Genomic DNA, 22,498 nt, shown 5'->3' with positions numbered 1-22,498 from the left:
TTTGTAAAACACTAAAAAACCATAGCTAAAAAAAGCTATGGTTGTGACCTTATCGAGGACTTATTTCAATGACGCTCATGTATAAAAGTTGTTGATTTAGAGAGTATCCGCTGATTTTTGCCTTAATATGAACGTTTTGGTCTTCGGAAATATCATTCCCATTGAATGGATTAAAAGCAGGGTCTACTGATGGACGCACTTCAGCTAGTTTAAAATATGGGCTCGGTTTTGCATTATCTTTCCCCATAAAGTTCCCTGAGTAGATGAGGATATCCAAATATGTTTTTCGACCCTCGCTAGAAGCAATGTCAGCGATGTAGCCATCAAATTCCACCACTTGTCCTTTATATTTATTAACGAATTCGTTGATTTTATCTGGATCTTCAGTTTGTAGAATTGTTGCAAATTCTGTGTTGTTTTCAGCAGTGAAGATAGAAGGAGTACTAGGAGGAGTACTAGAGGAACTACTAGCACTGGAAGAACTGGACAGCGTTTCTGAACTGCTTGTTTTGGAACTTTCTGAAGAGTTGCTTTCAGTTTTTATACTAGATGATGTAGTATCAGTAGTTTGTTTCATGATTTTTGAACTATGGGTTGCTTGTTTGGCGGATTTTGATGTATCATCCTTAGGACCAAAAAGGATGAGTAAGCCTGTTATTACAATAAGCAAGATGGCACCAGCGATACTTCCAATAAGTTGTAGCTTTTTCAACTGATCTCGTTTCCGTATCTCCTCACTAGATAGTGGAGTGATAGAAACCTCGGCTTCTTTAGAAAATAATCCGAATATGCCTCCACTTCCTTCTTCAAGGATTTTGATTGTAGCATCTTCTTTTTTGACATTTAAATCTTTAAGACCTTTTGTAATAGCTTCTTCAATATTTTTTCCTTTATAAATCCCCATGATGATATCCTTAATTATTCATTTTATAATCATTTTACCTAGATTTTATAAAAAAGTAAATAATAATGTAAAAAAATTATGTAAAAAAGTGTTGACAAAAAAATCATCCTGCTTTATAATAATTTATGTAAACAAAAAGAGGTTGAGAAAATCTCAAAAGTTTACAGGATCAATAGTGGAAAGGAGATGGTGAGATGCTATTTCCAAAATATAGAAAACTAATTGATAAAAGAAGAAATACAAGATGCTAGCCCTTGAGGCTATTCATTTAAAAGAAAAATAAAATTATGTAAACAAATTTAAAGTAGCTAAATCAGCTACTCATTTTCAAGAACAAATTAAAATTATGTAAATTAGAGGTAAACAATATGAACAACAACTTTAACAATATGGATGATCTTTTCAATCAACTAATGGGAAACATGGGAGGTTTTCGTTCTGAAAGCCGTCGCTATATGATCAACGGTCGTGAAGTGACACCTGAAGAATTCGCCATTTACCGTCAAACTGGTCAACTTCCAACCGAAGGAAGTGAGCCCGTGCAACACCAACAAGGCAAAGGTATGAAACAAGATGGAATCCTTGCGAAGCTTGGTCGTAACTTGACTGAAGAAGCCCGTGAAGGAAAATTGGATCCGGTCATCGGACGCAACAAAGAAATTCAAGGAACAGCTGAAATCTTGTCTCGCCGTACTAAAAATAACCCTGTTCTTGTAGGGGATGCGGGTGTTGGTAAAACAGCCGTTGTAGAAGGCTTGGCCCAAGCTATCGTGAATGGGGATGTCCCAGCTGCTATCAAGAATAAAGAAATCATCTCCATTGATATTTCTGGTCTAGAAGCTGGTACACAATACCGTGGTAGCTTCGAAGAAAATATTCAAAACTTGGTCAACGAAGTTAAAGAAGCTGGAAACATTATCCTCTTCTTTGACGAAATCCACCAAATCCTTGGTGCAGGTAGCACAGGGGATGGTCAAGGCTCTAAAGGTCTTGCGGATATCTTGAAACCAGCTCTTTCACGTGGTGAATTGACCGTGATTGGGGCAACCACTCAAGATGAATACCGCAACACCATCTTGAAGAACGCTGCCCTTGCACGTCGTTTCAACGAAGTTAAGGTCAATGCTCCATCTGCTGAAGATACTTTCAAGATCCTCCAAGGAATCCGTGAATTGTATCAACAACACCACAATGTTGTCTTGCCAGATGAAGTCTTGAAAGCAGCAGTTGATTATTCTGTTCAATACATTCCACAACGTAGCTTGCCGGATAAGGCCATTGACTTGGTCGATGTGACAGCAGCTCACTTGGCAGCTCAACACCCAGTGACAGATGTTCATGCGGTTGAGCACGAAATCCAAGCGGAAAAAACTAAACAAGAAGAAGCTGCTGCAAAAGAAGATTACGAAGCAGCCCTTAATGCAAAAGTCCGTATCGAAGAGCTTGAAAAACAAATTGCCAACCATACAGAAGATCACAAGGTGACAGCAACTGTCAATGACGTAGCTGAGTCTGTCGAACGGATGACTGGTATTCCAGTATCACAAATGGGGGCAACCGATATCGAACGCTTAAAAGATATGGGTCACCGTTTGCAAACCAAAGTTATCGGTCAAGATAAGGCTGTTGAAGCCGTTGCAAAAGCAATTCGTCGGAACCGTGCTGGCTTTGATGAAGGAAACCGCCCAATCGGTAGCTTCCTTTTCGTCGGTCCTACTGGTGTTGGTAAGACTGAGTTGGCTAAACAATTGGCTCTCGATATGTTCGGAACTAAAGATGCTATTATCCGTTTGGATATGTCAGAATACAGCGATCGTACAGCCGTTTCTAAATTGATTGGTACAACTGCCGGTTATGTTGGTTACGATGATAACAACAATACCTTGACAGAACGCGTCCGTCGCAATCCATACTCTATCGTCCTTCTTGACGAGATTGAAAAGGCGGATCCTCAAGTGATCACCCTCCTCCTTCAAGTATTGGATGATGGTCGTTTGACAGACGGTCAAGGAAACACCGTCAACTTCAAGAATACCGTAATTATCGCTACTTCAAACGCTGGCTTTGGTTACGAAGTCAACTTGACAGAAGATGCGGACAAACCAGAACTCTTGGATCGTTTGAAACCATTCTTCCGTCCAGAATTCTTGAACCGTTTTAATGCAGTGATCGAGTTCTCACACTTGAGCAAGGAAGACCTTTCTAAGATTGTTGACTTGATGTTAGCAGAAGTGAACAAAACTCTTGCGAAGAAAGATATCGACTTGACAGTGAGCGATGCTGCTAAAGAATACATGACTGAAGAAGGCTATGATGAAGTCATGGGCGTACGTCCACTCCGTCGGGTGGTTGAACAACAAATCCGTGACAAAGTGACCGACTTCCACTTGGATCACCTTGAGGCTAAACACTTGTTAGCGGATATGGAAGATGGAGAATTGGTTATTAAAGAGAATACAAACTCAGAAGAATAACTAGGACATCTAGCACCATAAACGGGAGAAAATCAGTTTGAAAAAGAAGGCTAAGAAGAAATTCTTAGCCTTTTTTATGTCATCAAAAGAAAAATATATAAGGTATAGTTTTATCGTTTTTTTTCCCAGAAAGTGAAAAATGATAAAAAATAGGTATGTTTTTTCATGAATTGATGCTAAATACAGCGTGAAAATGCCTTAGAAAGCGTCTGTAAGCAAGATTTTCATATAAATGAACAAATAAATTATATAATATATAAAAGACTAAATTTAAGGGGATAGGATGATTTTATGAAAAATCCAATTGATATTTATTCGACAAAAGATTATAAGAAAGTTGAAGCTGTCGTTCAATTGATGGTGGATGGAAAAGTAACAAGTTATAGAGTAGCGACTGAAACAGATATTAGTAAGATGAGTCTAGCTACCTTGACAAAAGGAACCAGTAAAATTAAAAACATTACCTATCAAACAGCGATGTTGTTGATTGAATGGTATGATAAAAATCATGAAAAATATGGAATCACAATCGATTAGCAAAAACCATAAAAGCTGTCTGGATCGAATAGTGGCTGGACACCTCCATCCATGGACTTATTTTTTTGAAAATCAAGGGTTCGTATTGAAAATACCTATAAAATTTGCTATAGTAGAGCATATATGATTTAAAAAGGAGAAACGGTATGCAAAGTGGTACAACCTTGCTATTTATGCTTGCGCTAATGGTCGGAATGATGTTCTTCATGAGCCGTAGCCAAAAGAAACAATACCAAAAACGGATGGAGAGCTTGAACAAGCTTCAAAAAGGGTATGAAGTGATTACCATCGGTGGTTTGTATGGAACAGTTGATGAAGTAGACACTGAACGTAAAACCGTTGTCTTGGATGTGGATGGCGTATACCTCACATTTGAATTGACAGCTATTAAAACAGTTTTGCCAGTTTCAGAAGGAGTGACAGCTGGTGCAGTTGAAGGTGCTGGTGACTCAGATTCTATCATCGACGGTGAATAATAAGAAAGAGCGATCAAAGGGTCGCTTTTTTCATTTTTAGCTTGATGCCCCCTAGAAAAGGGGCTAGACTGCCAATTTAAGCGGATTTATGATATAATGAAGCGATAAAAACAGTGAAATAGGTAGAAAAACATGTTTCGTTTTAAAAAGAAAGAAAAATTAAGTGTTCCCTTAGAAGTGCCCAAGCACATTGGAATCATCATGGATGGGAACGGTCGTTGGGCCAAAAAACGGATGCAACCTCGTGTCTTTGGCCACAAAGCCGGCATGGAGGCTCTGCAAGAAGTAACCATCGCAGCCAAGGAGATGGGAGTGCAAGCCCTAACGGTCTATGCTTTCTCAACGGAAAACTGGACACGTCCTCAACAGGAAGTGAGCTTTATCATGAATCTTCCAGTTGAATTTTACGATCGCTTTGTTCCAGAACTTCATAGAAATAATGTGAAGATCCAGATGATTGGCGAGGTTTCCCGTCTTCCGAAGGAAACCTTAGAGGCTCTGGAAAAGGCAGAGGCGTTAACCCACTCCAATACAGGCTTGATTTTGAATTTTGCCTTGAACTATGGAGGACGGGCGGAACTGACCCAAGCAGTCAAACAAATTGCCCAGGAGGTTCTCGATGCACACTTAAATCCGGGTGATATTTCAGAAGAGACCATTGCTAATTATCTGTATACCAGTAGTCTACCCAAGGACTTGCGAGATCCTGACCTGATTATTCGGACCAGTGGTGAGCTTCGCTTGAGCAACTTTTTGCCTTGGCAAGCAGCTTACAGTGAGCTTTACTTTACCGATGTGATGTGGCCTGACTTTGGAGAAAAGGCCTTGCATGATGCAATAGAAGAATACAGCCATCGTCATCGACGTTTTGGTGGTGTATAGGAGAGAAATAGATGAGAAAAGATTTACAGAAGCGAGTGATTTTTGGGGGAATCGCCCTAGCATTCTTTATCCCAGTTGTCCTTATGGGAGGCCTTGTGTTCCAGATTGTAGTGGGACTCATCGCTATGTTGGGTGTTCATGAATTGCTGAAGATGAAAGGCCTGCAGACTGAAACCATCGAGGGAGCCTTGGCCATGCTAGCAGCTCTTGTGTTGGCGCTGCCTTTAGAGAGTTACCTTCCCTTCTTGCCAGCAGGTGGCAATTTCATCGCCTATGGCCTGTTGGTCTTATTATTGATGGGGACGACTGTCTTGGCGCAAGGCTATACCTATGACGAGGTTGTCTATCCGATTGCTTCAAGTTTTTATGTTGGCTTTGGTTTCCATGCTTTGATTCAAGCACGCTTAGCAGGTGTAGATAAGATTCTCTTGGCCCTCTTTATTGTTTGGGCTACGGATTCAGGGGCCTACTTTATTGGGAGCCAGTTCGGTAAGAAAAAACTCTTGCCAAGAGTATCACCTAACAAGACTGTTGAAGGAAGTCTAGGCGGGATTGCTTGTGCTGTCGTTGTGACGATGATCTTTATGATGCTAGATCGTACCGTTGCAGGCTCTTACGGTTGGGTGACCATGATTCTCTTTACCATTCTTTTCAGTATAGCAGCTCAGTTTGGTGACCTAGTCGAAAGTGCCATAAAGCGCCATTTTGGAGTGAAAGACTCTGGCCGTTTTATTCCTGGTCACGGTGGTGTCTTGGATCGATTTGATAGCTTGATTTTTGTTTTCCCACTGATGCTATTCTTTGGTCTGTTTTAAACAGAAATCATCCTATCATCAGATAAAACGAAGGAGCGTGTATGCAATTTATTGCCTTTATTATCATTTTTGGCGTCATTGTCCTGGTACATGAGTTCGGCCATTTCTATTTTGCAAAGAAATCAGGCATCCTTGTTCGCGAGTTTGCGATTGGGATGGGGCCCAAGATTTTTGCCCATGTAGGCAAGGACGGAACAGCCTATACTATTCGAATCCTTCCATTGGGGGGCTATGTCCGAATGGCAGGCTGGGGCGAAGATACAACAGAGATTAAGACAGGAACGCCTGTCAGTCTAACTTTGAACCCTGAGGGAACAGTTGTTCGGATCAACCTTTCTGGGAAAAATATCGATCAGACAGCTCTTCCTATGAATGTTACAGATTTTGATTTTGAGGATAAACTTGAAATCACAGGAATCGTCATCGAAGAGACCAAGACCTATCCCGTCCACCATGATGCCACCATCGTTGAGGAAGATGGGACAGAAGTACGGATTGCTCCTCTGGATGTGCAGTATCAAAATGCTAGTATCTGGGGACGACTCATTACCAACTTTGCGGGTCCTATGAACAACTTTATTCTGAGTATTATTGTGTACTCGCTCCTGGCCTTTATGCAGGGAGGAGCAGTGGACTACTACAGCAACCATGTTCGAGTTGTTCCTCAAGGAGTGGTGGCTAAGGCTGGTCTAAAAGACAATGACCAGATCGTTCAGATTAATGAATACAAGGTTTCCAACTGGGATGAATTGACAGATTCTGTCCAGAAGGCAACCCATAACCAAGGAAAAAATCCAGAAGTAACGATTACCTATGAACGAGACGGGAAGACTCAAAAAGTGACGGTCCAACCAGAAGAAGATGGTGGACGCTATTATATCGGTGTGACCAATGCTGTCAAGACGGGCTTTTTCGATAAGCTTCTGTCAGGTGTGACAGATACTTGGTACACAGCAACTCGTATCTTAACGGCCTTGAAGGATATCCTCTTCCACTTTAGTTTGAACAAGTTAGGTGGTCCGGTAGCGATCTACAAAGCGAGTTCGCAAGCCGCGGAGCTTGGACTTCCAGCTATCCTGTCCCTGATGGCCATGTTGTCCATCAATATCGGAATCTTTAACTTGATTCCCATTCCGGCCTTGGATGGTGGAAAAATCTTGATCAATTTGATCGAGCTGGTTCGTCGGAAACCACTCAAGCAGGAGGTAGAGACCTACTTAACCCTTGCTGGAGTGGCGGTCATGGTTATCTTGATGATTGCCGTTACTTGGAACGATATTATGAAATTATTTTTGAAATAGAAAAGGAATGAATCTGAATGAAACAAAGTAAAATGCTTATTCCAACACTTCGCGAAATGCCAAGTGATGCGCAGGTCATCAGCCACGCTTTGATGCTTCGTGCTGGTTATGTTCGTCAAGTATCAGCAGGTGTTTATTCATATCTGCCATTGGCTAACCGTGTGATCGAAAAAGCTAAGAAGATCATGCGCCAAGAATTTGATAAGATTGGTGCGGTTGAGATGTTGGCTCCAGCCCTTCTCAGTGCTGACCTTTGGCGTGAATCTGGCCGTTATGAAACTTACGGTGAAGACTTGTATAAATTGAAAAATCGTGAGAAGTCAGACTTTATCCTAGGTCCAACTCACGAAGAAACGTTCACAGCAATTGTCCGTGATTCTGTCAAGTCTTACAAGCAATTGCCACTGAACTTGTACCAAATCCAGCCTAAGTACCGTGACGAAAAACGTCCACGGAACGGCCTCCTTCGTACGCGTGAATTCATCATGAAAGATGGTTATAGCTTCCACGCTAACTACGATAGTTTGGATGTAACTTATGATGAGTACAAGGCAGCCTACGAGCGTATCTTCACTCGTAGTGGCTTGGACTTTAAAGCCATCATCGGTGACGGTGGAGCCATGGGTGGTAAAGATAGCCAAGAATTTATGGCCATCACCCCTACTCGTACAGACCTTGACCGTTGGGTGGTGTTAGACAAGTCTGTTGCATCATTTGACGAGATTCCTGCAGAAGTGCAAGAAGAAATCAAGGCAGAATTGCTCAAATGGATGGTTTCTGGTGAAGACACCATTGCCTACTCAAGTGAGTCAAGCTATGCGGCCAACTTGGAAATGGCTACCAACGCCTACAAACCAAGCAACCGTGTTGTGACGGAAGAAGAAGTAGCTCGCGTGGAAACGCCGGGTGTCAAATCGATTGATGAAGTCGCAGCCTTCTTGAATATCTCTGAAGAGCAAACCATCAAGACCTTGGTTTATATCGCAGACGAGGAGCCAGTTGTGGCCCTACTCGTTGGCAATGACCAGCTCAATGAAGTCAAATTGAAAAACTACCTTGGAGCAGACTTCTTGGAACCTGCAACTGAGGCCGAAGTGAAGGAATTGTTGGGAGCGGACTTTGGATCTCTTGGCCCAGTCAATCTTCCAGAAAATGTTAAGATTATTGCTGACCGCAAGGTGCAAGATAGCCGCAATGCGGTTGTTGGAGCCAACGAAGATGGCTACCACTTGACGGGTGTCAACCCAGGTCGTGACTTCACTGCGGAATATGTCGATATCCGTGAAGTGCGTGAGGGTGAGATTTCTCCAGACGGACAAGGCGTTCTCAATTTTGCGCGTGGGATTGAGATTGGTCACATCTTTAAACTGGGTACTCGTTACTCAGCAAGTATGGGAGCAGATGTCTTGGACGAAAATGGCCGTGCTGTACCAATCATTATGGGTTGCTACGGTATCGGTGTCAGTCGTCTTCTTTCAGCCGTTATGGAGCAACACGCTCGCCTCTTTGTTAACAAGACGCCTAAAGGTGAATACCGTTACGCTTGGGGCATCAACTTCCCTAAAGAATTAGCGCCATTTGATGTACACTTGATTCCAGTCAATGTCAAAGACGAAGCTTCTCTTGAATTGACAAGTAAGATCGAAGATCAATTGATCAAGGCCGGTTACGAAGTCTTGGTAGACGATCGCAACGAACGTGCCGGTGTTAAATTTAGCGATAGTGACTTGATTGGTTTGCCAATCCGCATCACTGTTGGGAAGAAAGCAGCTGACGGTGTCGTAGAAGTGAAAATCAAAGCTTCAGGTGACACGATTGAAGTACATGCAGACAACCTGCTTGAAACTCTTTCTATTTTAAATAAATAAGCAATGGTAGAAGGCTAGGATTCTCAACATCCTAGCCTTCTTTTTTGTAAGCTGATCCAGCTAGCTGAAAGGATCTTCTTATAGTCGAAAAGTTAGGCGAATTATGATAAAATAAAGGCTAGTAATTCGTCAGGGAGAAATCATGTCAACTAGCTTTGAAATCTTAATGAATCAGTTGGGAATGCCTTTAGAAATGCGTGAATCAGACGCTTTTAAAGGGGCTGAAATCCAAGAGGTCATCGTCCATAAGCTCAGTCGTGTTTGGGAATTTCGTTTTGTTTTTGCCGAAATTCTTCCCATCACGATTTTTCAGGAGCTCAAAAACCGCTTGGCTGAGGAGTTTTCAAAGACAGGAAATCGAGCGGAGTTTGAGATTCAGGTAAAGAATCCAACTTTTAGTGAGGAGCTCTTGCAAGCCTATTATCAGGAGGCTTTTGAAGATGGCCCCTGTGCGAGTCAGGGCTTTAAGAGCATGTATCAGCACTTACAAGTCCGCTCTCAAGGAGAAGAGTTGATCATTAGTGGCCCTTCATCTGTGGATACGGAGCACCACCGGAAAAACCATCTGCCTAATCTTGCGAGTCAATTGACCAAGTTTGGTTTTCCTCATTTCCAGTGTCGGGTTGAGGCGGATGACCAGTTGACAGAAGAACTCCATCAAGCCTTCGAGGCTGAAAAGGATCAAATCTTCCAAGCAGCTAATGAAGAAACCTTGCGGGCTATGGAGTCCTTGTCTCAAATGGCCCCACCACCAGCAGAAGAAAAACCAGCCTTTGATTTCAAGGCCAAAAAGGCTGCGGCCAAGCCCAAGCTGGATAAGGCAGAAGTCACTCCTATGATTGATATCACGACAGAAGAGAACCGCATTGTCTTTGAAGGAGTGGTCTTTGATGTTGAGCACAAGGTGACGCGGACAGGTCGGGTCTTGATCAATTTCAAGATGACCGACTATACTTCTAGTTTTTCGCTCCAAAAATGGGCTAAAAACGAAGAAGAAGCTCAGAAGTTTGATATGATCAAGAAAAATTCTTGGTTGCGGGTCCGTGGGAATATTGAGGTCAATAACTTTACCCGAGATTTGACCATGAATGTCCAGGATGTCCAAGAAGTGGTCCACTATGAGCGCAAGGATCTGATGCCAGAAGGCGAGCGTCGGGTCGAGTTCCATGCCCATACCAATATGTCGACTATGGATGCCCTACCTGAGGTAGAGGAGCTAGTCGCAAAAGCAGCCAAATGGGGTCACAAAGCAGTGGCTATCACAGACCATGGAAATGTGCAGTCCTTCCCTCATGGCTATAAGGCTGCCAAGAAAGCTGGTATCCAACTCATCTATGGGATGGAAGCCAATATCGTCGAAGACCGTGTGCCGATTACCTACAATGAAGTCGATCTAGACCTTCATGAAGCAACCTATGTGGTTTTTGACGTGGAAACGACTGGACTTTCAGCGATTTACAATGATTTGATTCAGGTTGCCGCATCTAAAATGCACAAGGGCAATATCATCGCTGAATTTGATGAGTTCATCAATCCAGGTCATCCTATCTCTGCCTTTACAACGGACCTGACAGGCATTACTGACGATCATGTTCGCAATGCCAAACCTTTGAAACAAGTCCTAGAGGAGTTCCAGGAATTCTGTCAGGATGCGGTGTTGGTTGCCCATAATGCCACCTTTGACGTGGGCTTCATGAATGCCAACTATGAGCGTCATGGCCTTCCAAAAATCACTCAGCCAGTGATTGATACGTTAGAGTTCGCTCGCAACCTTTATCCAGAGTACAAGCGTCATGGTTTGGGTCCCTTGACCAAGCGCTTCGGCGTTGCCTTGGAACATCACCACATGGCCAACTATGACGCGGAAGCGACAGGTCGCTTGCTCTTTATCTTTATCAAGGATGTCGCAGAAAAACATGGCGTGACCAATCTAGCCAAGTTGAATGTGGATCTAATTAGTCCAGATTCCTATAAAAAGGCACGTGTCAAACACGCGACCATCTATGTCAAGAACCAGACCGGCTTGAAAAATATGTTCAAATTAGTCTCTCTTTCCAATACTCAATATTTTGAGGGTGTTCCTCGGATTCCCCGGACAGTTTTAGATGCCCATCGAGAAGGCTTGATCCTGGGATCGGCTTGTTCTGAAGGAGAGGTCTTTGACGCGGTCGTTTCTCAAGGAGTTGACGCAGCAGTCGAAGTAGCCAAGTATTATGACTTTATTGAGGTGATGCCTCCAGCCATCTATGCGCCTCTCATTGCCAAAGAGCAGGTCAAAGACATGGACGAGCTCCAGACCATCATCAAGAGCTTGATTGAGGTGGGAGATCGCCTTGGCAAACCGGTCCTGGCAACAGGAAATGTCCACTACCTAGAGCCTGAAGAAGAAATCTATCGGGAAATTATTGTCCGCAGTCTCGGACAAGGAGCTATGATCAACCGGACCATCGGTCATGGAGAAAATGCTCAACCAGCACCCCTACCGAAAGCTCATTTCCGCACAACCAATGAAATGCTGGATGAATTTGCCTTTCTAGGAGAAGACTTGGCGCGAAAATTGGTCATCGAAAATACCAACGCACTGGCAGAAATCTTCGAACCCGTTGAAGTGGTCAAGGGCGACCTCTATACGCCATTTATCGACAAGGCCGAAGAGACAGTTGCCGAATTGACCTATCAGAAGGCCTTTGAAATCTATGGCAATCCGCTACCAGATATTGTCGATCTACGGATTGAAAAAGAGTTGACCTCTATCCTTGGGAATGGCTTCGCCGTGATCTATCTGGCTTCCCAACTCTTGGTGCATCGTTCCAATGAACGGGGCTACCTGGTGGGTTCACGGGGGTCTGTCGGATCCAGTTTCGTGGCGACCATGATCGGGATTACCGAGGTTAATCCTCTTTCTCCTCACTATGTCTGTGGTCAGTGTCAGTACAGTGAGTTTATCACCGATGGTTCCTATGGTTCCGGATTTGATATGCCTAATAAAGACTGCCCAAACTGTGGTCACAAGCTCAGCAAAAATGGACAGGATATTCCCTTTGAAACCTTCCTTGGTTTCGATGGAGACAAGGTACCCGATATCGATTTGAACTTCTCAGGGGAGGACCAGCCGAGTGCCCACTTGGATGTCCGGGATATCTTTGGGGAAGAATATGCCTTCCGGGCAGGAACGGTTGGTACTGTGGCTGCTAAGACGGCCTATGGCTTTGTCAAGGGTTATGAGCGGGATTATGGCAAGTACTACCGGGATGCAGAGGTGGAACGCCTAGCTCAAGGAGCTGCTGGGGTTAAACGGACGACCGGTCAGCACCCAGGGGGAATCGTTGTTATTCCAAACTATATGGACGTCTATGACTTCACTCCTGTGCAGTACCCAGCCGATGATGTGACAGCCGAATGGCAGACCACCCACTTTAACTTCCACGATATCGACGAGAACGTCCTCAAGCTCGATGTTCTGGGACACGATGATCCGACCATGATTCGGAAGCTCCAGGACTTGTCAGGCATTGATCCAAATGATATCCCTATGGATGATCCAGGTGTTATGGCCCTCTTCTCAGGAACCGATATCCTAGGAGTCACACCGGAGCAAATCGGTACCTCAACTGGTATGCTGGGAATCCCAGAGTTTGGGACCAACTTCGTTCGGGGAATGGTGGATGAAACCCATCCGACGACCTTTGCCGAGTTGCTTCAGCTTTCTGGTTTGTCTCACGGTACCGACGTATGGTTGGGAAATGCCCAAGACTTGATCAAGGCAGGAATTGCCGACCTATCAACCGTTATCGGATGTCGGGACGACATCATGGTTTACCTCATGCACGCTGGCCTAGATCCAAAAATGGCCTTTACCATCATGGAGCGGGTGCGGAAAGGCATGTGGCTCAAGATTCCTGAAGAGGAGCGCAATGGCTATATCGAGGCCATGAAGGCTAACAATGTCCCTGAATGGTACATCGAGTCTTGTGGAAAAATCAAGTATATGTTCCCCAAAGCCCATGCGGCTGCCTACGTTATGATGGCCTTACGGGTGGCTTACTTCAAAGTGCACCATCCTCTCTACTATTACTGTGCTTACTTCTCCATTCGGGCCAAGGCCTTTGATATCAAGACCATGGGCGCAGGCCTAGAAGCTGTGAAAGCGCGGATGAAGGAGATTGCTGAAAAACGTAAGAACAACGAAGCTTCCAATGTGGAGATTGACCTCTACACCACCCTTGAAATTGTCAATGAGATGTGGGAGCGTGGCTTCAAGTTTGGGAAGCTAGACCTCTATCGCAGTGATGCGACGGAATTCATCATCGATGGAGACACCCTTATCCCGCCATTTGTCGCCATGGATGGATTGGGAGAGAACGTAGCCAAGCAGATTGTGCGAGCTCGCAAAGAAGGAGAATTCCTCTCTAAAACAGAGTTACGCAAACGTGGTGGCGTCTCCTCAACCTTGGTAGAAAAGATGGACGAGATGGGAATCCTTGGCAATATGCCAGAAGACAACCAGCTCAGTCTCTTTGATGATTTGTTTTAATGGATCAACGATCCTCGCTCGGTTTGAGGTTGGTTAATGATAGAAAAGAAAAAAAGAGCAACATCCTGGAAGTCAGGGAAAGTCATTTCCATTCGCCTACGAAATGGTGTTTATGTCTTAGCACAAATGGTGCGAGAGCCCTATCTGATATTTTTTAACCATTTTAAGGAGGAAAATAGCTGGAAGGGAGTGACCTTGAAAGAGGAGAATATTCTCTTTTGTAAAGCAGTCACTCGTCAGTTTCTACGCTCTAGTCCTGTAACGATTGTCAAAGATCTTGAGCCTCTCTTAGATTATCGGCTGCCTAAAGAATGGATTTATAGCCATATGGGAGGGCATCCGATTACGGTTTCGGTGAAGGGACAGGAGCGCCAAGTAGCTGGTTTTGGTCATCGGCTTTCCTTGGTTGAGGCGGACAAGGAAAGTGGCCAACCAGAGGATAATCCTCTGATGGGACTCTTCCAAGCCTATATCCTACCAGATATCCAAGAGCAAGATTGGGAGCGGGTCGGTCAGGCTGAGCTCATGTCTCTAGAAGTCTTTCCGACGCTCAATGAACGTCTTTATCTCTGCTTTCTCTATGGGAAAAATGTGAATCCAGAGCTAGATATCTCTTTGGGAAAGCCCTTGCTTGATGACTATGAAACTTATGTAGATATCCTCACTAACAGCCTAGAGGCTCAACGTCTCTATCTAGGCGAGGAGGATGCTAAGAAAGGAATAGAACGATGAGAGTCAAAATTTTTGCAGAAGACAAACCTGCTCAAAAAACATTTAGCTATCAATTAGAGCTAGATACCGATACAATTTTAAAAGTCACTGGCCTGGTCTGCTCCACTGTAGTGATAGCAAACCTCTTGTCACTCTTAAAGGATTAATATAGAAAAGGATTGAACATGGTTTTACCAAATTTTAAAGAAAACTTAGAAAAATACGCAAAATTGTTGGTGGCAAACGGCATCAACGTGCAACCTGGCCATACCTTGGCTTTGAACATCGATGTGGAGCAAAGAGAATTGGCTCACTTGATCGTGAAGGAAGCCTATGCCTTGGGGGCGCATGAAGTGATCATCCAATGGGCAGATGATTTTACTACCCGTGAAAAATTCCTCCATGCACCGATGGATCGCTTGGACAACGTGCCTGATTACAAGATTGCAGAGATGAATTACCTCTTGGAACACAAGGCCAGTCGTTTGGGTGTGCGTTCATCTGATCCAGGTGCTTTAAATGGTGTCGAGGCAGAAAAGCTTTCGGCTTCTGCTAAGGCTTTGGGCATGGCTATGAAACCAATGCGCATCGCTACTCAATCCAACAAGGTCAGCTGGACAGTTGCTGCAGCAGCAGGTTTAGAATGGGCGAAAAAGGTCTTCCCAAATGCGGCGAGCGACGAAGAAGCAGTGGATCTCCTTTGGGATCAAATCTTCAAGACCTGCCGGGTATACGAAGAAGACCCAGTCAAGGCTTGGGAAGAGCATGCAGCTATTCTCAAGAGCAAGGCAGATACACTAAATAAGGAGCAATTCTCAGCCCTTCATTACACAGCACCAGGAACAGATTTGACTCTTGGCTTGCCGAAGAACCACGTCTGGGAATCTGCGGGGGCTATCAATGCCCAAGGCGAAGGCTTCCTGCCAAACATGCCGACAGAAGAGGTCTTCACAGCTCCTGACTTCCGTCGTGCAGAAGGTTATGTCACCTCTACAAAACCGCTTAGCTACAATGGGAACATCATCGAAGGCATCAAAGTGACCTTTGAAAATGGAGAAATTGTGGACATCACAGCTGAGAAAGGCGATCAAGTCATGAAAGATTTGGTCTTCAAAAACAAGGGAGCGCGTGCCTTAGGTGAATGTGCCCTCGTACCAGACCCAAGCCCAATTTCACAGTCAGGCATCACCTTCTTCAACACCCTCTTTGATGAAAATGCCTCTAACCACTTGGCCATCGGAGCAGCCTATGCAACCAGTGTAGAAGGTGGCGCAGAGTTCACAGAAGAAGAACTCGAAGCAGCCGGCCTCAACCGCTCAGACGTCCATGTCGACTTCATGATCGGCTCAAGCCAAATGGATATCGACGGCATCCGAGAAGACGGCACCCGCGTCCCAGTCTTCCGCAACGGAGATTGGGCAATATAGGGAGCAAAACAGAAATCAGTAACTCGAAGAGTTTGATTTCGTAGTTTTGCCCCCACACAGTTGATTAGACTGGACGAAGAACCGAAAGGTTCAAGTACCGTCAATCAACCACTGTGCTAAGAGACAGAAATCAGTAACTCGAAGAGTTTGATTTCTACTTCGCTTTTCGGTTTTAATGCTCGGGCAAAAAAGGTCCACAGGACCTTTTTAGTACCCCCGCCCAATTAGGAAGGTCCTTGCTTTGCAATCCCTATCTGCCGCCTCAAAACAGTGTTTTGAGCAAACAACCACTGCGCCGAGAGACAGAAATCGGTAGACGCAGTCTCGATTTCTTCCTCGCTTTTTTGATTCAAGGCTCGGGCAAAAAAGATCCACAGGACCTTTTTAGTGCCCCCGCACAGTTGATTAGGAAGGGGCCTTGCTCCGCAATCCCTATTCGCCGCCTCAAAACAGTGTTTTGAGCAATCAACCACTGTGCTAAGAGACAGAAATCGGTAGACGTAGTCTCGATTTCTTCCTCGCTTTTCGGTTTTAAGGCTCGGGCAAAAAAGGCCCACAGGACCTTTTTAGTGCCCCCGCTCAGTTGATTAGGAAGGTCCTTGCTCCGCAATCCCTATCCGCCACCTCAAAACAGTGTTTTGAGCAATCAACCACTGCGCCGGGAGACGGAAATGAGGTACTTAGAGCCTTTGTTTTTCAAGAATAATAATAAAGAGTTTGGTTTTAACAGCCAAGCTCTTTTTTCTTGTGTCCGCTAGTTTTAATGAAATATAGGGATAAAATTTTATAGCTTCTTCTCTTAATTAAAGAACCTTTCAAAGAAGCCTTGACGAGGGCCTGCTTTCTAGATAGACTGGAAGTAAGCGTTTACACACAACAAATTTTAGGAGGTCCTGATGAAATCACATCAACCACGTTATGCTATTCGCAAGTATGCTGTAGGAGTTGCTTCGGTACTGGTTGGCTTTTTTGCCAGCGGTCAAGTCGTAGCAGCAGATACGCCAAGCGTTACAGAAAGCCCTGCAACGACTCTTCCGACACAGCCAAGTGAAGGAGACTTGCCTCAGTCTGCTACGGAGGAAACTGCTCAGCCGGTAGTAGAAAAACCAATTGTTCCTGCTCCAATCGTCGAGCAAAGTCAACCGACCCTATCTGATCGAGAATTGCGCGCATCCGATCTTGATCGCTTGATTCGTGAAGAAGCGATCTCTGTTACAGAAGCTGATGGGACAGCTCAACCGGTTCCAGTAACAGCAGCGACTGAAACACCCGCTAAAGATCCAGAGCAAGAAGAAAAATTGGCCAAGAAAAAGGTCATCTCTATTGATGCGGGACGCAAATACTTCTCACCTGATCAAATCAAGGAAATCATTGATGAAGCCAGCAAGACAGGTTATACCGATTTGCATCTCTTAGTGGGAAATGACGGCTTGCGCTTTGTCCTTGATGACATGTCCTTGCAAGTAGGAGACGCGTCCTACTCAAGTCAAGCGGTCAAAGAGGCTGTAGAAAAAGGAACCAAAGCCTACTATGATGATCCAAATGGAACAGCCTTGACTCAGGCTCAAATGGATGAGATTTTGGCTTATGCCAAATCCAAGAAAATAGGGGTCATTCCAACGATTAATAGCCCAGGGCACATGGATGCGATTTTGACAGCTATGGAGCAATTGGGAATCGAAAACCCTCACTTTAATTACTTTGGTACGAAAAAGTCAGAACGGACTGTCGATTTAGACAACCAAAAAGCTCTAGATTTCACCAAAGCCTTGGTGGACAAGTATGCGGCTTATTTCAGTGGCAAGACAGAAATCTTTAACATCGGCTTGGACGAATATGCCAATGATGCAACAGATGCCCATGGTTGGCAGGTCCTTCAAGCTAGCAAGCATTGGCCAGATGAAGGTTATCCAGATAAAGGCTACGAAAAATTCATCCAATATGCCAATGATCTAGCGGCTATTGTGAAAAAACACAAGATGAAACCAATGGCCTTCAACGACGGTATCTACTACAATGGCGATACCTCCTACGGAACCTTTGATAAGGATATCATTGTATCCTATTGGACTGGTGGTTGGAACGGCTATGATGTGGCTTCGTCAAAATTCCTATCTGAACTAGGCCATCAAATTTTTAATACCAATGATGCTTGGTATTATGTCCTCGGCCGGGATAAGGCTGGATCTGGCTGGTACAATCTCGATCAAGGACTTGAAGGGATTTCCAAGTCAGCGATTGATGTTGTTCAAAAAAATGATGGGGCTAAGGTTCCCTTCATTGGTGGGATGGTAGCTGCCTGGGCAGATACGCCATCTGCAACCTACAAAAAAGAGCTACTCTTCAAGCTCATGCACGCTTTTGCGGATAAGAATGCGGACTACTTTGTAGCAGATCCTGAAGTCGTTGAAAAAGCTCTGGCGGAAGCTCCAACTGATTTGGACCACTACACACCAGAATCCCTAGTAGCCTTTACAGCAGCAAAAAAGGCGCTAGAAGGAGTAGGAACAGACACGACTCGAGCAGAAGCTAAGGAACTGATTGCTTCTCTCAAAGCCGCTCAAGAGTCCTTGGTCTATACAGAAAGCTATGCCAAAGAGTTGGCAGACAAGGAAGCTGCTGAAAAACTAGCTAAGAGCAAGGTGATTTCCATTGACGCAGGACGCAAATACTTCTCATTGGATCAGCTGAAACGAATCGTGGACAAGGCCAGTGAGCTAGGCTACTCTGACTTGCACCTCCTTGTCGGAAACGATGGCATGCGCTTCGTCCTCGATGATATGACGGTGGAAGCTAATGGCAAGACCTATGCCAGCGATGACGTGAAACAGGCCCTTCTCGAAGGAACCAAAGCCTACTATGACGATCCAAATGGTCAAGCCTTGACCCAAGCAGAGATGGACGAATTGTTGGCTTATGCGACTTCTAAAGGAATTGGCTTGATCCCAGCAGTCAATAGTCCAGGTCATATGGATGCTATCTTGGTAGCGATGGAAAAACTAGGTATCGAACATCCGCAAGCGACCTTTGATACGGTTTCTAAGACAACCATGGATTTGACCAACGAAGAAGCGGTCAACTTCACCAAGGCCCTCATTGGCAAGTACATGGACTATTTCAAAGGCAAGTCTAAGATCTTTAACTACGGAACAGACGAATACGCCAATGATGCTACCAATGCCCAAGGCTGGTACTACCTCAAATGGTATGAGCTCTATGGTAAATTTGCGGACTATTCTAATAGTCTCGCTGCTATGGCTCGTGAAAAAGGCTTGCAACCAATGGCCTTTAACGATGGCTTCTACTATGGAGACGAAGATGATGTTACCTTTGACAAGGACGTCTTGATTTCTTACTGGTCTAAAGGATGGTGGGGCTATAACCTCGCATCACCACAGTACCTAGCAGACAAGGGCTACAAATTCCTCAATACAAACGGGGACTGGTACTATGTTTTGGGCCACAGAGGAGATCAAAGCTATCCACTCGATAAAGCTATCCAACATTCAGAAACTGTTCCATTTGAACAATTAGCTTCAACCAAATACCCTGATGTGAAATTACCAGTGTCCGGAAGTATGTTGGGAATCTGGGCAGATGAACCAGCCAATGAATACAAGGAAGAAGAAGTCTTCCAGGTCATGGAAGCATTTGCCAACCACAATAAGGACTACTTCAAAGCTGACTATACAGCCCTTCGTGCGGCTCTTGCCAATGTTCCAACCGATCTTTCCATCTACACTGAGGAATCTCGTTCAGCTCTTGCAACGGTGCTAGACCAGCTAAATTGGAAGATCAGTCGTGCTCACCAAGAAAAAGTGGCAGAGCAGGTTGAACAGGTAACTCAAGCTCTCAGTCAATTGAAACCAATCACCCAAGTGGGAAGCCAAGCAGAAGATGATGTCAGAGCCTTGGTAGCAGACAAACCAAGCTTGGAAGTCGTCGAAAAAGAACTGGATTTTGAAGTTGTTGAACGGACCAATCCAGAACTAGCCAAGGGTGAACGAAAAGTGGTTCAAGCAGGTGTCAAAGGCCAGCAGCGTGAATTTGTTGCGGTTTCTGCCCTTGATGAGAGCCGCCAAGTGCTAGGAACTGAAGTTTCGAAAGAAGCTGTTGCTGAGATTGTGGAAGTGGGAACCAAGGAGGCAGAAGTGATCACTCCGACTCCAGGTTTACAGGATGGTCCAAGTCCTCAACCAGACTTACCTCAAGTTGATCAAGGAGGTCATCATCAAGTAAGACCAGTAGTCCCTGAAGTGAAGCCACTTGTGAACGCTCAACCAGCTCCAGTCGCTTCAGAACAAAAAACAGTAGAAGAGGCTAAGCTAACACCGATGCAAGATCAAACACCGTCTAGTCATCAGCTTCCTGAGACTGGACAAGAGTCTATTTTAGGATTGGCTTTGCTTGGAGCAATCTTAGGAGCGACAGGGATGAGTCTCAAAGGACGGAAAGAAGACTAATCAGCCCCCCGATTGAACTAAGTCTTTCTATTTTCCGGATATGGAAGAGGAAAGACTTGGTTCTTTTTTTGTTTCAGAAACTGTACCCGGACAGTTCTCTCTTTTCCGCCTTGTTCAGCTCGGATGAACTTGATAAAATAAAAACATGACACGATACAAAGCAACTATTTCTTACGATGGAACTCTATTTGCTGGTTTCCAACGCCAACCGCATGCCCGTAGTGTGCAAGAAGAAATCGAGAAGACCTTGATGCGTCTCAATCAAGGAAATCCTGTGACCATCCATGGAGCAGGCCGGACAGATGCAGGTGTCCATGCCCTCGGGCAGGTCATCCATTTTGATCTCCCCCAGCCGCGGGATGAGGAGAAGCTCCGCTTCGCCCTCGATACCCAGACCCCAGAGGACATTGACTTTATCCGGGTGGAGCAAGTAACAGATGACTTTCACTCACGCTACCAGAAGCACAGCAAGACCTATGAATTCATCGTGGATTATGGTCGTCCCAAGAACCCCATGATGCGCCACTATGCCACCCACTACCCCTATCCCTTGGATGTGGAAAAGATGCAAGCAGCCATCCAAAAGTTGGAGGGAACCCATGATTTCACCGGCTTTACAGCTTCGGGAACCAGTGTGGAAGACAAGGTTCGTACGATTACAGAGGCTCGCTTGGTTGAGGATGTGGCAAATCATCGTCTTCTCTTTACCTTTTCGGGCAATGGCTTCCTCTACAAGCAAATCCGCAATATGGTGGGGACTTTGTTGAAGATTGGCAATGGACGAATGCCGGTGGATCGAATAGACTTGATTTTAGAAAAAAAGGACCGCAATCTAGCTGGTCCTACAGCAGCGCCAAATGGCTTATATTTAAAGGAGATCCGTTATGAGTAATGAATTGATTCTAGCTATTTCAGGAAATGATATTTTTAGTGGGGGAGGTCTTCACGCTGACCTGGCCACCTATACAACCAACAAACAGCATGGCTTTGTAGCAGTGACTTGTTTGACCGCTATGACGGAGCACGGTTTTGAAGTGATTCCGGTGGATCCGACGACCTTTGCTCAACAGCTCAACTCTCTCAAGGATGTTCCTTTTTCTGCTATTAAACTCGGCCTCTTGCCAAATGTTGAAGTGGCAGACTTAGCCTTGGACTATGTCAAAGCCCATGCGGAGATTCCTGTGGTACTAGACCCTGTCTTGGTCTGCAAGGAAACTCATGACGTGGAAGTATCAGCCCTTCGAGATGAACTGATCAAGTTCTTCCCTTATGTGACCATCATCACGCCAAACTTACCAGAAGCTGAAATCTTGACCCAAAGCAAGATTCAATCGCTCGACGATATGAAGGAGGCAGCTCGCAAGCTCCATGAATTTGGAGCAGCGACTGTCGTGGTCAAAGGGGGCAACCGCCTTAACAAGGAAAAAGCCATCGATGTCTTTTATGACGGCCAAGACTTTACGGTCTTCGAAGAAGACGTTTTAGAAAAGAATAATACAGGAGCTGGTTGTACCTTTGCCTCTAGCATTGCAAGCCAGTTAGTTCAAGGGAAGGCAACGTTAGAAGCTGTTAAGGCTTCAAAAGCGTTCGTCTACCAAGCCATTCAAAAATCAGATCAATATGGAGTAGTTCAATATGACCAATAACCGTACCCAAGTAATCGCGCATTTAGCCATTTTAACCGCCTTGACAGTTGTGCTGGGCTATTACACCAAGTTGCCAACTCCAACCGGGATGGTGACCTTGCTGGATCTGGGCGTTTATTTTACCGCCTTTTATCTGGGGCGCAAAGAAGGAGCAGTGGTCGGTGGTCTTGGTGCCTTTCTCTTAGACCTCCTCTCTGGCTATCCTCAATGGATGTTCTTTAGTCTCCTTTTCCACGGAGCTCAAGGTTACTTTGCTGGCTTTAAAGGAAAAGCCCGTTACATCGGTCTGCTTCTAGGAACGGTTATCATGGTAGGTGGCTATGCCCTAGCATCAGCGCTCTTTTTAGGAAATACCTGGGTAGCGGCCATTGAAGAGGTTCCTCATAATCTGGTTCAAAACTTCGTTGGGATGGCTCTGGGATATGCTCTGTACCATTTCTTGCCAAAGAAGGGGAATTAG

The 22,498-nt window shown here is 44.9% G+C and carries 16 protein-coding genes; 15 read left to right on the top strand and 1 reads right to left on the bottom strand.

Annotated features, from left to right (window positions below; all coding sequences use genetic code 11):
* Positions 1–49: 49 nt before the first annotated feature.
* Complete coding sequence (locus tag ADH49_RS08325) at positions 50–904, bottom strand: DUF4839 domain-containing protein (protein ID WP_048691558.1); 855 nt, start codon at positions 902–904, stop codon at positions 50–52.
* Between the two features lie 368 nt (positions 905–1,272).
* Between ADH49_RS08325 and ADH49_RS08320 the strand changes: the two genes are divergently transcribed.
* The 15 genes from ADH49_RS08320 (at position 1,273) to ADH49_RS08245 (ending at position 22,498) form a co-directional block, all read left to right on the top strand.
* Positions 1,273–3,378 carry an ATP-dependent Clp protease ATP-binding subunit gene (locus tag ADH49_RS08320; protein ID WP_048691556.1) on the top strand — a complete coding sequence of 702 codons (2,106 nt, stop codon included), beginning with the start codon at positions 1,273–1,275 and terminating at the stop codon, positions 3,376–3,378.
* 291 nt (positions 3,379–3,669) lie between these two features.
* Entirely contained in the window at positions 3,670–3,915 is a 246-nt protein-coding gene (locus ADH49_RS08315; protein WP_023022151.1) for a hypothetical protein, read from the top strand.
* A 146-nt stretch (positions 3,916–4,061) separates the two neighbouring features.
* The gene (yajC, locus tag ADH49_RS08310; protein ID WP_006595033.1) at positions 4,062–4,391 is read left to right on the top strand and encodes a preprotein translocase subunit YajC; all 330 of its coding nucleotides are present in this window, start codon (positions 4,062–4,064) and stop codon (positions 4,389–4,391) included.
* Between the two features lie 132 nt (positions 4,392–4,523).
* Positions 4,524–5,273: an isoprenyl transferase gene (locus ADH49_RS08305; RefSeq protein WP_048691553.1), complete on the top strand. Its 750-nt coding sequence runs from the start codon at positions 4,524–4,526 to the stop codon at positions 5,271–5,273.
* An 11-nt stretch (positions 5,274–5,284) separates the two neighbouring features.
* Positions 5,285–6,088 (top strand): phosphatidate cytidylyltransferase, encoded by an 804-nt coding sequence (locus ADH49_RS08300; protein WP_023027645.1) that lies wholly within the window; start codon positions 5,285–5,287, stop codon positions 6,086–6,088.
* Between the two features lie 41 nt (positions 6,089–6,129).
* Positions 6,130–7,389, top strand: a complete 1,260-nt coding sequence (gene rseP / locus ADH49_RS08295; RefSeq protein ID WP_048691550.1) for an RIP metalloprotease RseP — start codon at positions 6,130–6,132, stop codon at positions 7,387–7,389.
* Between the two features lie 17 nt (positions 7,390–7,406).
* Positions 7,407–9,257, top strand: coding sequence for a proline--tRNA ligase (locus ADH49_RS08290; RefSeq protein WP_048691548.1), 1,851 nt, complete (start codon positions 7,407–7,409; stop codon positions 9,255–9,257).
* 142 nt (positions 9,258–9,399) lie between these two features.
* Entirely contained in the window at positions 9,400–13,791 is a 4,392-nt protein-coding gene (locus ADH49_RS08285; RefSeq protein ID WP_048691546.1) for a PolC-type DNA polymerase III, read from the top strand.
* A 36-nt stretch (positions 13,792–13,827) separates the two neighbouring features.
* The gene (locus tag ADH49_RS08280) at positions 13,828–14,523 is read left to right on the top strand and encodes a hypothetical protein (RefSeq protein WP_048691544.1); all 696 of its coding nucleotides are present in this window, start codon (positions 13,828–13,830) and stop codon (positions 14,521–14,523) included.
* Positions 14,520–14,669 (top strand): hypothetical protein, encoded by a 150-nt coding sequence (locus ADH49_RS10285; protein WP_048691542.1) that lies wholly within the window; start codon positions 14,520–14,522, stop codon positions 14,667–14,669. The genes ADH49_RS08280 and ADH49_RS10285 overlap by 4 nt, the downstream gene beginning before the upstream one ends.
* An 18-nt stretch (positions 14,670–14,687) precedes the next feature.
* A complete protein-coding gene (locus tag ADH49_RS08270) occupies positions 14,688–15,929 on the top strand; it encodes an aminopeptidase (protein ID WP_048691540.1) in 1,242 nt (413 codons plus the stop codon).
* A gap of 896 nt (positions 15,930–16,825) precedes the next feature.
* Positions 16,826–20,392, top strand: coding sequence for a family 20 glycosylhydrolase (locus tag ADH49_RS08260; protein WP_048691536.1), 3,567 nt, complete (start codon positions 16,826–16,828; stop codon positions 20,390–20,392).
* A gap of 145 nt (positions 20,393–20,537) precedes the next feature.
* Entirely contained in the window at positions 20,538–21,284 is a 747-nt protein-coding gene (gene truA / locus ADH49_RS08255) for a tRNA pseudouridine(38-40) synthase TruA (protein WP_048691534.1), read from the top strand.
* The gene (locus tag ADH49_RS08250; RefSeq protein ID WP_048691532.1) at positions 21,277–22,038 is read left to right on the top strand and encodes a bifunctional hydroxymethylpyrimidine kinase/phosphomethylpyrimidine kinase; all 762 of its coding nucleotides are present in this window, start codon (positions 21,277–21,279) and stop codon (positions 22,036–22,038) included. Before truA ends, ADH49_RS08250 begins: the two co-directional genes overlap by 8 nt.
* Positions 22,028–22,498: an ECF transporter S component gene (locus tag ADH49_RS08245; protein ID WP_048691530.1), complete on the top strand. Its 471-nt coding sequence runs from the start codon at positions 22,028–22,030 to the stop codon at positions 22,496–22,498. Before ADH49_RS08250 ends, ADH49_RS08245 begins: the two co-directional genes overlap by 11 nt.

This window comes from Streptococcus sp. 400_SSPC, assembly GCF_001072745.1.
Lineage (GTDB): Bacteria > Bacillota > Bacilli > Lactobacillales > Streptococcaceae > Streptococcus > Streptococcus xiaochunlingii.
The sequence above is the reverse complement of the archived record's forward strand: the minus strand, read 5'-3'. Positions and strand labels throughout refer to the sequence as shown.